Origin of the sequence: Chryseosolibacter indicum (genome assembly GCF_018598585.1) — a bacterium.
Taxonomy (GTDB): Bacteria; Bacteroidota; Bacteroidia; order Cytophagales; family Cyclobacteriaceae; genus Chryseosolibacter; species Chryseosolibacter indicus.
Genome location: NZ_JAHESD010000065.1, coordinates 18,062 through 32,271, shown reverse-complemented (window position 1 = coordinate 32,271; position 14,210 = coordinate 18,062). Strand labels below are relative to the sequence as shown.

Here is a 14,210-nt window from a genome sequence, read left to right as displayed (position 1 = left end):
TTGCAAATTCGTCCTGATATAAAACAGGTAGAGCTTGATCTTGCAGCAGCGAAGCTGGACATAAAGGTTGCCAAGGCAAACTTTTATCCTTCTTTAAGAATTACGGCAGGGGTCGGATACCAGGCTTTTGATCCGAAATATTTGTTAACAACACCTGAGTCGATGTTGTATACTTTGGCAGGGGACCTTATCGCACCTTTGGTTAATAGAAATGCAATTAAGGCGTATTATTACTCTGCTTCATCCAGGCAGATACAAGCAGTGTATAATTACGAACGAACAATTCTTAATGCCTATATTGAAGTAGTAAACCAGTTGTCGAACATTAGTAATCTCGAAAGAAGTTATGATTTAAAATCGAAGCAGGTTGATGCACTTACTCAATCTATAAATATTTCGACGGGTCTTTTCAAGTCTGCGAGGGCAGACTATATGGAAGTGCTCATGACACAACGGGATGCCCTAGAATCAAGGTTTGAATTAATTGAAACAAAGAAGGAGCAGATGAATGCAATGGTAAATATTTACCAGGCATTGGGTGGCGGATGGAAGTAGTGCATATTTAGTACGAACAACAGTTTTAAAATCAGTACGAGTTTTTAACCTGACTTGTACCTGTTAGTAGAACAAGAGCCTGTAGGTCGGATGACTTACAGGCTTTGTCTTTTTACAATTCACTATGGATTTGGTATAAAGATGAGAAGGTGGATTACCTTAAAGTATCTTAATACTTATTGCTTCGTGAACTATCTGGTAACTGAAGCACCACTATTTAAGTGCAATGCATATTGTTGACCTGCTGATTCACTTTCTCGTGATGATGTTACTTTGATTCAGCTGATATGAAAGGAATGAAAGCCTTGAAAACAAGAAGAGTCCACTACCAACGGACTCTTCTCTATTTTACACTTGTAAACTACTAAACTTCGAATTGCGTGTATTGAACTTCCTTCTCTTTGTTGACCAGGCCCGTCTTCTCCATGAGACGGTCTACAAGCTGGTATACCACTGGTACCACAACAAGGGTAAGGAAAGTTGAACTGATCAAACCGCCAATGATAGACCATGCCAAACCGTTTTTCCAAGCAGCTCCTGCACCTGTTGCAAGTGCTACAGGTAACATACCTACAACCATGGCAATGGTTGTCATAAGAACAGGTCTCAAACGTTCTTTGGTTGCTTCAAGCAATGCTTCGTTGGTAGGCATACCCTTTTCTTTTAGATGATTAGTAAAATCTACTACCAGGATAGCGTTCTTGGCCACGAGACCTATCAGCATGATAATACCCAGTATTGTAAATATACTTAAGGTATTTGCTGTAAGTGCCAGCGCCCATAAAGCACCAATCATGGCAAGCGGGATGGAGAACAATACAACAAACGGATAGATGAAGTTGTTGTACAATGCCACCATGATCAGGTATACCAATAGGATAGAAGTCATGAACGCAAATCCGAGGGATGCAAACGACTCTTCCTGGTTCTCCTGGTTTCCGCCAAACGTTACTGCTACACCTGATGGCTTATCCATAGTGTCAAGTATAGTCTTGATCTCCGCAGCTACAGCACCTGACGAACGACCAAGTAACTGTGAGTTAACGTTAACAGAAGTGATCCTGTTATAGCGTTCAAGTCTTGAAGGACCAGAGCTTTCTTTAACTTCAGCAAACTGATCTAATCTTACGGTTTGACCAAACTTGTTAAGGAATGTAATTGACTTGATGTCATCAACACTTCTTCTGTCGTACTCATCAAAGCGAACGTTAATATCGTATTCATATTCTCCCTGCCGAAATTTAGCATCTGTATTGCCACTGAACGCATATTGCATGGTGGCACCTACATTTTGAAGATCAAGGCCAAGCTCTGCCATCTTTCTGCGATCGGTCGTTACCACTACTTCAGGGCTACCGCTTTCTACAGATAACTTCACTTCCTGTGTACCTTCAACTTTCTTTACCCTGTCCATCAGTTTATTAGCAAATTGCATTACTGTATCATACGTTGGACCAGTAACAATTAGCTGGATAGGTGCCTGTTCCGCAGAACCCAATATAGAGATAGGGGTAGCTTTCACTTTTACACCGGGAAATTTCTGAAGGATTTCATTTTTTAACAATGCACCATAAATGGCGGAGCTCTCTTGCCTTTGGTCTTCAGGTACAAGTTTAACGTTGATCTCAGACTTGTAAGCAGTTGCCTGTGAACTACCCATACCACTTTCGCTTGTCTGGCCAATTGATGTGAACAATGAAGTAACCTCTGGCTTTGAAGACACAAATTCTTCGATCTGCTTCGTCATTATGTTATTTTGTTCTACAGATGTTTTCTTAGGATATTCGAGAACAAGAATAAATTCACCTCTATCACCTTGAGAAACGAATTCAGACCCAATAAAACCGCCACCAACTAAGGCTATTGACGCAAAGAATAATGCCACAGCACCAATGATAGTTACAGCTCTGTGAGCAAGGGCCCATTTAAGAATTCCCTGAATCCATACAGTAAAGCGATCGAGTGCTTTTTCAAAGCCCAGGATAATTCTGCCGAAGAAATTCTTTGCTGAAATGTGTTCAAGCTTACCAAACCTTGAGTAGAGATAGGGCACCATTGTAAAAGACACCAACAGCGAGAGTAGTGTTGCTATTACGACCACAAGGGAGAATTGCCTCATGATGTTTGAAATCAGCCCGGTGGTTAACGCAATGGGAAGGAACACCACCACAATTACCAGGGTAATGGATACAACGGTAAAACCGATTTCTTTGACCCCGTCATAAGCGGCTTGTACTTTGCTTTTACCCATCTCCATGTGCCTGTAGATATTTTCAATAACAACAATCGCATCATCTACGAGGATACCTACCACCAGTGAAAGCCCCAGTAATGACATTAAGTTGAGGGTAAACCCAAACAATGACATTCCAATAAAGGTAGCAATCAACGATAATGGTATCGCGATCATCACAATCACAGAGTTTCTGAGCGAGTGAAGGAACAAAAGCATAATTGCAGCCACAAGTACTACTGCTAAAATCAAATCGTGAATGACCGCATCAGCTGCATCAAGTGTATATTCCGAAGAATCTTGAGCAATGGTGAATTTAAGGTTCTCCTTTCCGTAGATCTGTTCTAACCTCAATAACTCTTTTCTTACGAGCTCACTTACTGATACAGCATTTGCGTCTGACTGTTTCTGAATAGAGATACCAATAGAATTTTGTAAATCGATTCGGTTTACCAGCTCAGTTTCTTTTTTAGTATCTTGAACTTCAGCTACATCAGAGAGACGAACAGGCCCGCCATTAGGTGCATAAGCAACAACAAGATTTCTGAGATCGTCAAGGTTGGCATATTTTCCTGCAAGACGAATTAATACCTGTTCTTCCTGTGTCTTAATTTTTCCTGTTGGGAAGTCAAGATTTGAAGATTCAATGAGGTTCACCAATTGAGGTAATGACAATCTATATGCTTGAAGTTTATCATTATCTACGTTAACTCGAATTTCACGCTCTTCACCACCGATAAGGTTTGTCTGGGCTACGCCTGGTATTTTTGCCAGGTTAGGTTGTATACGTTGTTCTACAAGATCATATAGTTCTGTAGCATTCATGCTGGCAGAAACCCCCATGCGCATAATGGGAAGATCATCAATCGAGAATTTACCTAACGAAGGACTTTTAACATCTTCTGGTAATTCAGCAAGAATAGCGTTTACTTTTCGCTGTGCATCCTGTAAGGCAAGGTCAACATTTGCTTCCGTTCTTAATTGAACGACGACAACGGATAACCCTTCATATGAGGTTGCTGTTATCTTGTCTACGTTTTCCATAGACGACACTGCATCTTCCAGCTTCTTGGTAACGGTATTCTCTACTTCGTTTGGAGAAGCACCAGGATATAGTGCCTGAACGGTAACAATGGGCGAACTAAATTTTGGTAGCAGCTCGTAGCTCAACTTGTTGTAACTGCTCAATCCCAAAAAGGTGAGAATGATGAACAGCACAAGTATGATCGACGGCCGTTTAATTGAAATTTCTGTAATTTTCATATCTGTATTTCAGGAATACCTGTCTCTTATTTATTTAACACTGTAACTTTAGCGCCGTCCACCAAATTGATCTGGCCACTTGTTACTACCTTATCCCCTTTGGATAAACCTTCAACTACTTCAATCGTATTTGCGTATTGTGTTCCTGCTACAATGTTCTTAAGTTGAACAGAATCTCCGTTTACTACATATACCTGAGCATCATTTATACTACCAATAAGGGCAGCTCGGGGGATAAGTAATCCTGTTCTTCCGCTCGGCATCTCAAAGGTCGCACGTCCGTACATACCTGCTCTTAAAGGCTTATTTTTAATGTTCGAGATTTCCAGTTCAACAGGAAAGTTTAGGTTAGCATCTGCTTTTGCTGCAATGAATTTTACCTTAGCAGGGTACTCAGCTCCAGGATAAACATCAGCGGTAACACGAACATTCTTCGCTTCGTTGGCTGCCAATACCTGGCTTTCTGAAACATTTACAATCATCTTAAGCTTTGTTGTCTCAACAATTTCAAACATTTCCTTTCCTGCACCTACGTACGCACCTTCCTCTACATAACGTTTGTTTACAAATCCTGCAAACGGAGCTTTGATATATGTATCAGTAAGTTTCTTTCTTGCTGCAATGGCTCTCGCTTCTGCATTTACATAGTTCAGGTTAATATCATCGAGCTGTGCTTGTGTTACACCACCACTCTTAACGAGTCTTTCATAACGCGCTTTGTCTGTTGAAAGCTTTTGAAGATTTGCTTCTGCTGACTGTAGATCAGCTGCCAGTGTGGCAAACTCGATTCTAGCCAGCAGCTGTCCTTTGGTTACGTACTGACCTTCATCTGTAGATATGCGTAATACTTTGCCTGCAACTTCGGTTACAACAACAGTTTGTTTGGAAGGAGCAAATGTTCCGGTAGCAGTAAATGTTCCGCCAACATTTTCTTCTTTTACTTCAGCGACCTGTACAGGAGTTGTGGGATTTACCTTTTTTGCAAGATCAGTCTGCTCCTGCATCTTTTTCTTGTTGTTCGTTAGAACGAAAGCCGCTCCTGCGATGGCAATGGCAACAATTATAATGGTAATAATGGTCCGTTTCATTTTTATTAATATTGTAATTAGTTCAATAGATTTTTAATTTCTCCTTTAGCCTTAAGCAAGGCTATCTCCGCCTGTTTCACTTTCAAAAGCGACTCAATGAGTTGGCTTTGCGCTTCAATGCGTGATGATTCTGCCTGAAGCAGATCTGTCAGTGGACTTACACCTTCATTATAATTTTGAAGTGTTACATCGTAAACACTATTGGCAAGCGCAACATTTTCCTTTTGTGCCAGGTAACTTGCGTAGCTTGTTTCAAAGCTTTTAGAAGCATTTAAATACTCCATGTTGGATTGTTGCTTTGTAAATGCCAGATCGCGTTCTACTTTCATTCTACGTATTTTAGATTGTTGGATGTGGGCTGATTTGTTAAAGCCATCGAATACGGGAACGCTCAGTTTCAGACCGATAGAAGCAATGTCGAACCAAATAGGGTTGGCACTTGATGAAAGAAAGAAGCTATTGCTTTGCCCATTATAAGTATAGTTTCCATAGGCAGACAACGTCGGAAAATATCCCGCCGAAAAGTTTTTCCGTTCAAGATCGTAAAGACGTATCTGGTTTGAAAGCTGCTTGTATTCGATCTTGTTTTCGAAATTCCAGTCGTTTGCTACGAGTGTTGAATTCAACTGATAAGTAGAAGAATCAGATAACAAAGGCTCAGAAATTTCAATGGGTGTATTAACATCTAGCCCTATAGAAAGTTTTAACTGATTGAGAATGTTGGAGTAGTTGTCGTCAATTGTTCTTAACTGAGTTTGAATATTTGTTAAGCTGACTTTTAGACGATCAACGTCTAGCTTTCTGGCTATTCCGTTTTCGTACCGCTCCGAGGTTATTTTAAGGTTCTTATTAGTTTGATCAAAGTTTGATTGTAGTACTTCTCTCTGTGCCTGCAAAGATGCAACCTGGTAGAAGAGGGTAGAGGTCTGCTGAATTACTTCTTCTTCAGTTCTTACAATGTTGTTTCGATAAAACTCTTCGCTTGCTTTTGCTGCTTTAATCCCAGTGAGAACACTTTGATTAAAAAGTTGCTGCGTTGCCTGTGCAGTAACACTGGTTGAGTATTGCATACCAGCACGAAGCACTATATAGTCATCAGGGCTTGCGTTAGGATCACCGAGACTTCTTGGGAATACAAATGCCTGTCTTATTACATTGTCAGTAAGGTCGGCATTAATATTAACCTGCGGCAGCGCTGCTGATTTCACCTGTTTTGTTTTAGCTGCACCCTCTTCGTAGTCGTATTTGGCTTTGATAATACTGTTATTGTTTTTCAAAGCTATGTCCAAAATCTGTTTTAACGAGTATGGTGCAGGACCTTCCTGCGCATATACGCTGGTAAGGCCCAGGATTACCGTCATTAGAAATGCAAATAATTTAAGTTTCATAGATATTTATAAAATCGTAGTAAATGAGTTCTTTTCAAGTTTTGCCCTGTATCGCTGGTAAAGTTTCTTTCCTTTTTCTGTTGCAATACCTGAAATGAAATGATCGAGAATTGCAAAAGAGACTTCTTCAGGTTTGAAGGTTGTACGAGGAAAAAGGTTGTCATCAAGGGGCATCGAGCACTGCTGAAGCCTCATCCTGGCCATCACTTCAAGATTACTTTCCAGTTTGAAATTGCCTTCGTTAACTCCTTCCTGCAGATTTTCAAAAACGATTTGCAGCAGGAAGTTTCGTCCAAATTCTTCAAGAAGCTCATAGGCTTCCATATAATATTTTTGTAGTTCGAATAGAATAGCAGGATTAGTTTGATTGGTATACTTTAAAACGAAGTGATTTAATTTTATGAGGAAGTCAACTGAATCTACAGCTTCCCGCTTTAATGTTATAAGATGGTTACGTTCACCAGCAAGGTGTCTCTTGAGGCTCAACGTAATGATCTCATCTTTATCTGAGAAATGCTGGTATATAGTCTTTTTAGACATCCCAAGATGACGAGCAATGTCGTCCATCGAAATACTTCTTAATCCAAACTTGGCAAAAAGCGCACTCGCCTCTGTCAATATCCTTTCCTTTATACTAATCTCGTTCATCAGCCGCCTTTTAATTCCACGGAAACTCTTCAATAAATTTAAGTTTCCTTAGTTTCCATAACGGCAAGATTAGGATTAAGTTCTTGCTAATTTAAAAAAAATTACAATAAATATTTAAAAAGTTGCTTTTTTGAGCTGTAATAGAGCTTTTTTATTGACCGATTTACTGAAAAGGTCAAATGTTTGGTTTCTGACTCAATTTGACTATTTGTCCAATTGGGTAGAAATTTCACATGCCAATAAGTTACGGACGTATTGATTTTAGGAAGATGTCTAAAAAGAGTGCAGTTTGTTCATTCACTCTTTCCTGGGTTTGGGCTACTCCAGGTGTTGCCAGAGCAATGGTTCGCAAGCCTCCGGTAACCGTTAAAAAAAGTTCGGCATATTGCTCAACAGGAAATTTATTGAACTCCTTCTGCTCAATACCTTGTCCGAAGATTTTTTGTATTAATACTTTTTCTTTTGTGAAAAAATTAAATTTTAATTCATCGTATACCGGATTAAAAACATCTGCGGCATTAAATGTTTCTACCTTAGCAAGGTTGATTAGCTTGATAAGTAAATTATTCTTTAACGTGATATATTTTTTTAATTTAAAGGAGGCCTTGCTTGGTCGTTCAACCACTTCTTCAATGACTTTTACAAATTCGTTGATGTCCTGTTCAACTACTGCTATGAAAATCTGATCTTTGTCTTTAAAGTAGTAGTACAAGGAAGCCTTTGACATTCCAATGTCGTTAGCAATTTCATTCATTGCCGTTTTTGCAAGTCCATAATGAGCAAACCTCTTTTTTGCAGCCTCCAGGATAATTTTTACTTTTGAATCTTCCATAAATAGTAGGACAAAACATACCAACGCCCGTAATGATAATATGTTTCTCCGATATTTTATCATCTGGTATATCAAAATTAGAAGGCTGAAACTACCAACTTAAGGATACAGGCTCATCTATATTATTCGGTAGAGCACGGTTGAATTGTTGCTACTTGTACCACTGAGTGTACCAAAAGAGATAATGGATGCGCGGTGAATACCAGTTTTCAGTGATGGAATTATTTAGTATTATCATAACATTTGTCTTACCAAAAAACTTTATTAAGTAACGGATATTTACCTCATATTAATTTGAATTTAAAGATGAATAGTTTTAGCCATAGAAGAAGTGCAATAAAGAAGATCTTCGCAAGCGTAAGCCTTGGTCTGCTGAAGCCTGTTGATTTGATGACAGAGAGAGAGATTGCTAAAGATGGATTCTCGTTCCTTCACCTTACTGATATGCATGTACGCAGAAAGAGGCAAGGACATATTGGTTATCAGGCTTGCATTGACGCGGTTAATAAGAATAATAGGTCTGCTGATTTTGTTTTAATGGGAGGAGATCTGGCGTTTGACGGGAATTATACAGCTAAAGATGAGTTTGTCGACCAGATTGAACTTTATAAAAATGCGTCTGATAAATTAAAAATGCCTTATTATAATTCTATTGGAAATCATGATGTATTGGGCTGGCATTCGCGCAGAAAGGTATCTACAGATGATCCCGATTTAGGTAAAAAACTTATTATGGACAAGCTTGGCATGCGAGAAAGCTACTACAGCTTCAATCACAAAGGCTGGCATTTTGTTGTAATGGATTCCATTCATCCTGTAGAAGGAGAACATGGGATAACTTACAAGGGAGCTTTTGGTGAGCAGCAGTTAGAGTGGTTGCGATTTGATTTGGGCAAACATTCGCAGATGCCTACTGTAGTGATGACTCATATTGCAGCCTTCTGTCATCTTGGGCAAATGAATGGTGATCCCAAGTTTAATCCCTTTGGCCATATGGTTGTAGAAGATACTGTAAACTTCAGGAAGATTATTGAAAGGCATAATGTAAAGGCAGTATTGCAGGGGCACAGTCATGTGCCGGAAGATTTTTTCTACAAAGGTATATGGTATATAACAAGCCAATCAGTAAGCGCGGCGTGGTGGGGAGGTAACTGGAAAGGATTTATGCCAGGATATACGGTATTTTACACTTCGGGAGAAACCCTCCGTTGGGAGCGGCGCATTTTTGAATGGCAACACCACCTGGAGCCAGAAGATAGCCTTGAGCGCCAGCGAATAGCGGAATACGAAGCTTTTGAGAAACAGCAGGAAGAGCTTCGAGAACAAGAAATAAGCGCAGCTCAGAAGATAGTGAAATAGAATCTGAATAACAAGTCTTATATCCTTGGTATTATTTTACAACTAAGGATATAAGAGATATTTCATCCTCATTTCTTTGTATTTAGAGAGTCCTGGCTCCCAGCTCTTTCTAATTTCTTCTTCAGGAACCCCTTTTTCAATTTGTTCTTTCAATAGAGTAGTGCCTGCTAACTTATGAAAGTTTCCCATTTGCGTGCCCTGAACTGTGCTAAAAAAATGTTGTTTATCCGGATAAGCATTATACAGTTCGAAAAGCCATTGTAGGTTTATCTTTCCGTTTTTATGTAACGTGTGTGTATCATAATTTCTAAGGTCAATGCCATAGCAAGCTTTGTCCTGATGTAAGGGATTCTCACTCATGCCGGGAATGCTTTTTGGTATATATGAGAAATCATATTTTCCTTTGAGTTCAGGACTGCCAAGCACTGCAAATGGCATATAGGTACCTCTTCCATGGTTAAGCGTAGTGCCTTCAAAAAGACAAAGCGAAGGGTATAGCAGAACTGCTTGCTGAGTATTGAGGTTTGGAGAAGGCTTCACGGGTAATGTATAAGACATATCATGCGTGTAGTTTGCAACTTTTATAATTTTTAGTTTGCATTTCTGTTTATTCTCAAGCCATCCTTCGCCATTAAGCATTAGCGCAAATTCTGCTATAGTCATGCCATGGGTTATAGGAATAGGAAACTTTCCAATGGCAGAAGTGAGCGACATGTCCAGCACTGGGCCATCTACATATCCATTGGGATTTGGTCTATCTAGAATTAATAGCTCTTTTCCGTTTTCCGCACAGGCAGACATTACATCAGCCAAAGTATTGATATTGGTATAAAACCTACAGCCGACATCCTGGAAATCGAACACCATCACGTCGATAAGATCAAGATCTTCTTTAGAAGGTTTTCGTTTCTTTCCGTAGAGGGAAATAATCCGCTTGCCTGTTTTTGTGTCTATCTCATCTTGTACAAATGCACCGTTACTTGCATTACCACGAAAACCATGTTCTGGACCAAAAATGGTTGTTACATTAATTCCAAGGGAAAGAAGGCTATCTACACTTAAAGTATTGCCTATAATCGATGTCTGATTTACCACCATTCCAACTCGCTTTCCTTTAAGATAACCGATATATTGATCTACCTGGTCAGCTCCAGTTACAATTTCCGTACTAGTGGATAGATTATCATTGCTCCTTAAACGTGCTGAGAAAAATAAAAATACCAGAAGAAGGAGGGAGAAGGTTATAATAGTTTTCATTATCTGAGAGGTGTTTTAAAGATATTTATTATAATTCTTTTATGTTAGATCAATCCAGGAGTAGTGAACAAGTTTAGATCAAATTTAAAATACTCATTCTTTTTATTGCTCACCAAAAACAGTGATTTAAAGTACCGTTTTTAAAAATTGTTATATGGAAAAAGTAATTTCTGAACTAGCACTGTATGACATATGCTTAGTTTCGAAAAAGAAAAATAAAGAGCGGCTATTTGTGATTCCATAAGGTTTTAATGTTTTGGTCTTAAATCTTTTACTATATTAACTCATCTAACGAAGCTTTATGGTTAAAGTATTGATAGCTGATGATCATCAAATGTTTGTGGACGGCCTTAAATCACTTTTAGTTGAGGAAAAAGATATGTGTGTGGTAGGGGAGGCGAAGAATGGATATGAAGTTCTAGAAATATGTTCTCATGAAGATGTCGATATTGTAATAATGGATATAAACATGCCGCAAATGGATGGCATACAAACATCCAGAGAGTTATCTAAAAAACATCCATCTGTTAAAATCCTTGGCCTCTCAATGTATAATGACCGGGACTACATTTCAGACATTCTTAAGGCTGGTGCGCGCGGGTATGTATTAAAGAATACAGGAAAAGAAAGTTTGCTTAGCGCAATTGCCTCATTACAATCGGGTTCCAATTATCTGAGTGAGGAAGCCAGTAAAACTTTGCTCAACAGTTTTATGAAAAGTCATAGCGGCGAGCAGATGCTAGAAAAATTGTCGGATAGGGAAAAAGAAGTACTTGAATGTATAGCATCAGGTCTTACAACCCATGAGATAGCAGACAAGCTTTTCATTAGTAAAAATACTGTTGAAACCCATCGAAAGAATCTTCTTTATAAATTGAAAGCTAAGAATACCGCTGAATTGGTTAATAATGCTTATAAACAGCGGTTAATTCAGTGATTCTGCCAAATCACCATTTTCCGGGATGCCTACGATAATTAGAAAACCAATCTTTGTCTGATTTGGATGGATAGAATCGATTCTTGATAGGTTTTCTAATAAACTAGTATTATGCTCTTAATAGCTGATAGTGGCTCAACAAAAACGGAATGGAGATTAGTGGATGATATAGGCAATACTATAACTACTATAATTACAGAAGGACTTAATCCTTATTTTTTAACTACTGAAAAAATCGCTTCAACCATTGAACAAAAGGTTTTACCTCAGGTAAAAGGTGTAGAAAGAGTGTTCTTCTACGGAGCGGGTTGTGGTTTACCTGTAAAGGCAATACAGGTGAGGGACGCAATAGATGCAGTTGTCCCAGCTAAGACTTCCGCTGAAGTTTGTGGTGATATTTTAGGTGCAGCAAGAAGTTTGCTTCAAGACGAAGAAGGTATTGCATGTATTCTTGGCACAGGTGCTAATTCATGTCTATACAATGGTCGTGAAATTGCTAATATTATGCCCTCATTAGGCTACATATTTTCAGATTGGGGTAGCGGTACCGTAATGAGTAAAGATTTACTAGCTTTACTGTTACAGGAAAAACTCCCTTCGCAGATCCTTGAAGATTTCAAACATACTTACCAACTAGATCGGGCTACGATACTTGACAGTATTTACAATAGGCCTCTTCCCAACAAGTTCTTAGCTTCATTTACTCCGTTCTTATTAAAATATTCTATGGTGCCGGAATTAAGAAGTATTATATTGGGAAACTTCAGTAAGTTTTTTCTTTATTACGTGTTGCGTTATCCGCATATTAAAAAACAGATAAAAGTCAGTTTCATTGGTTCCGTCGCTCATAATTTTAGTGGTTACTTACAGGAAACAGCAGAGGACATGGGAATTATTATTGAGCAGATCGTGCAGCATCCTATGGATGGATTGGTAAAGTATCATTGTACAACTGTACCAGTGAATAACAATTAACTGTTTTCAACATTAAATTACAGTTGAGTAAATGACGAACCGCTTTTTTTTCTCACTTGTCTTCATATTTACTTCAAATTTGTTGTGTGCTCAGTTGCATCCCAAGAGGGAATTGAGGGCTGCGTGGATTGCCAGTGTTGTTAATGTTGATTGGCCATCGCAAAAGGGATTGAATAGTTATCAACAACAACAGGAGTATGTAAAATTGCTTGATATTCTAAAGGAGGCAGGAATGAATGCAGTTATCGTGCAGGTTCGTCCAACTGCAGATGCTTTCTATCCTTCTTCTTATGAACCCTGGTCAGAATATCTTTCGGGGATTCAGGGTCGAAGTCCTTCTCCATATTATAATCCACTTGCTTTTATGATTGAGCAGGCAAGAAAAAGAGGGCTAGAGTTTCATGCCTGGTTTAATCCTTATCGTGTAAGCATGTCGGATAAATATCAGTTTGATGCGAATCATCCGGCGTATAAGCACCCAGAGTGGTTTTTAAAATACGGAGGTAAATGGTATTATGATCCAGGCAACAAGGAGGCCCAGGAGTTTGTTTTGCAGTCGATCATGGAAACAGTTAAGCATTATGATCTAGACGCCGTTCATTTTGATGATTACTTTTACCCTTATCGTATCGCTAATGAAGAATTTCCAGACAGTTGTGCCTATTATACGCACGGAGTAGTAAATAACGAAAGCAGAGATGATTGGAGGCGCGAGAATGTTAATTATTTTGTGAAGGAGCTATCAACAAGAATCAAAGTTGAAAAGCCACACGTAAAATTCGGAATAAGTCCTTTCGGTGTATGGAGAAACAAAAACAAAGACGTTGATGGCTCTGATACGCAGGCTGGTCAAACAAATTATGATGACTTGTATGCTGATGTACTGAAGTGGCTCAAAGAAGGATGGATAGATTATGTTGCACCCCAATTATATTGGAATATAGGTTTTAAAGTTGCTGATTATACCGTTCTTCTGGATTGGTGGAGCAGGCATACGTATGGAAAACATTTATACATAGGGCAAGGTGCTTATAGAATAGGAGGTAAAGGATGGGAGAATCCTGATGAACTAAATAACCAGATAAGGTTAAACAGAAGTAATACGGATGTGAACGGAAGCATGTTCTTTAGTGCGAAAGTATTTCTTCAAAACAAGAACGGAATAAGAGATAGGTTGAAAGAGATGTATCCTCATCAGGCACTAATTCCTGTCATGGGGTGGATCGATTCAATACCACCGGCTAAGCCCGTTTTAGAGAACATAAGTGGTTCACAAGGCCATGGTTTACTACTAACATGGAGAGATTCTGTGCTTACCGATGCTACCTATTATATTGTTTACAGGTTTAATAAATCAGATACACTTAACCTTAATGACCCGTCCAAAATTCAAGCGATAGTGTTTCGGAATTTTTATGAGATTCAATCATGGTCGGATAACAAAACACAAAAAAGAAAGCAATACACTTATGTTGTCACAGCTGTAGACCGACTTCACAATGAGAGTACAAACAACACATCTGTCTCTATAAAAACAAGGGGTAAACGGGGCTCAATTAAAAGAAGATAATCAGTTCGGCGCCTTTCCTTAATTTACTTACCAGGTTCTCGTTCATATCACAGAACGAAATCAGTGATATTTTTAAATCACCATTTTCAGGGATGCAATTCCTTT

Annotated in this window: 11 protein-coding genes; 5 read left to right on the top strand and 6 right to left on the bottom strand. The window is 38.9% G+C overall.

The window, feature by feature from the left end:
• The coding region (locus KK060_RS20605) for a TolC family protein (protein ID WP_254155781.1) at positions 1–555 on the top strand (555 nt) is incomplete at its 5' end.
• A 364-nt stretch (positions 556–919) separates the two neighbouring features.
• Here KK060_RS20605 and KK060_RS20600 read toward each other — a convergent pair.
• The 5 genes from KK060_RS20600 to KK060_RS20580 form a co-directional block, all read right to left on the bottom strand.
• Entirely contained in the window at positions 920–4,051 is a 3,132-nt protein-coding gene (locus KK060_RS20600; RefSeq protein WP_254155779.1) for an efflux RND transporter permease subunit, read from the bottom strand.
• Positions 4,052–4,077: 26 nt separating this feature from the next.
• Positions 4,078–5,139: an efflux RND transporter periplasmic adaptor subunit gene (locus KK060_RS20595; protein ID WP_254155777.1), complete on the bottom strand. Its 1,062-nt coding sequence runs from the start codon at positions 5,137–5,139 to the stop codon at positions 4,078–4,080.
• A 17-nt stretch (positions 5,140–5,156) separates the two neighbouring features.
• Positions 5,157–6,527 (bottom strand): TolC family protein, encoded by a 1,371-nt coding sequence (locus KK060_RS20590; RefSeq protein WP_254155775.1) that lies wholly within the window; start codon positions 6,525–6,527, stop codon positions 5,157–5,159.
• A 6-nt stretch (positions 6,528–6,533) separates the two neighbouring features.
• The gene (locus KK060_RS20585) at positions 6,534–7,175 is read right to left on the bottom strand and encodes a TetR/AcrR family transcriptional regulator (RefSeq protein ID WP_254155773.1); all 642 of its coding nucleotides are present in this window, start codon (positions 7,173–7,175) and stop codon (positions 6,534–6,536) included.
• Positions 7,176–7,419: 244 nt separating this feature from the next.
• Entirely contained in the window at positions 7,420–8,007 is a 588-nt protein-coding gene (locus KK060_RS20580) for a TetR/AcrR family transcriptional regulator (protein WP_254155771.1), read from the bottom strand.
• Positions 8,008–8,313: 306 nt separating this feature from the next.
• Here KK060_RS20580 and KK060_RS20575 point away from each other — a divergent pair, with 306 nt between their 5' ends.
• A complete protein-coding gene (locus KK060_RS20575; RefSeq protein WP_254155770.1) occupies positions 8,314–9,366 on the top strand; it encodes a metallophosphoesterase family protein in 1,053 nt (350 codons plus the stop codon).
• 42 nt (positions 9,367–9,408) lie between these two features.
• On the opposite strand, the gene KK060_RS20570 is transcribed toward KK060_RS20575, so the two are convergent.
• On the bottom strand, positions 9,409–10,623 hold the full coding sequence (locus KK060_RS20570) for an exo-beta-N-acetylmuramidase NamZ family protein (protein WP_254155768.1): 1,215 nt from the start codon (positions 10,621–10,623) through the stop codon (positions 9,409–9,411).
• A 301-nt stretch (positions 10,624–10,924) separates the two neighbouring features.
• Here KK060_RS20570 and KK060_RS20565 point away from each other — a divergent pair, with 301 nt between their 5' ends.
• The 3 genes from KK060_RS20565 (at position 10,925) to KK060_RS20555 (ending at position 14,105) form a co-directional block, all read left to right on the top strand.
• On the top strand, positions 10,925–11,560 hold the full coding sequence (locus KK060_RS20565) for a response regulator (protein ID WP_254155766.1): 636 nt from the start codon (positions 10,925–10,927) through the stop codon (positions 11,558–11,560).
• Positions 11,561–11,671: 111 nt separating this feature from the next.
• Complete coding sequence (locus KK060_RS20560; protein WP_254155764.1) at positions 11,672–12,535, top strand: N-acetylglucosamine kinase; 864 nt, start codon at positions 11,672–11,674, stop codon at positions 12,533–12,535.
• 31 nt (positions 12,536–12,566) lie between these two features.
• On the top strand, positions 12,567–14,105 hold the full coding sequence (locus tag KK060_RS20555; protein WP_254155762.1) for a glycoside hydrolase family 10-like protein: 1,539 nt from the start codon (positions 12,567–12,569) through the stop codon (positions 14,103–14,105).
• Positions 14,106–14,210: the final 105 nt, after the last annotated feature.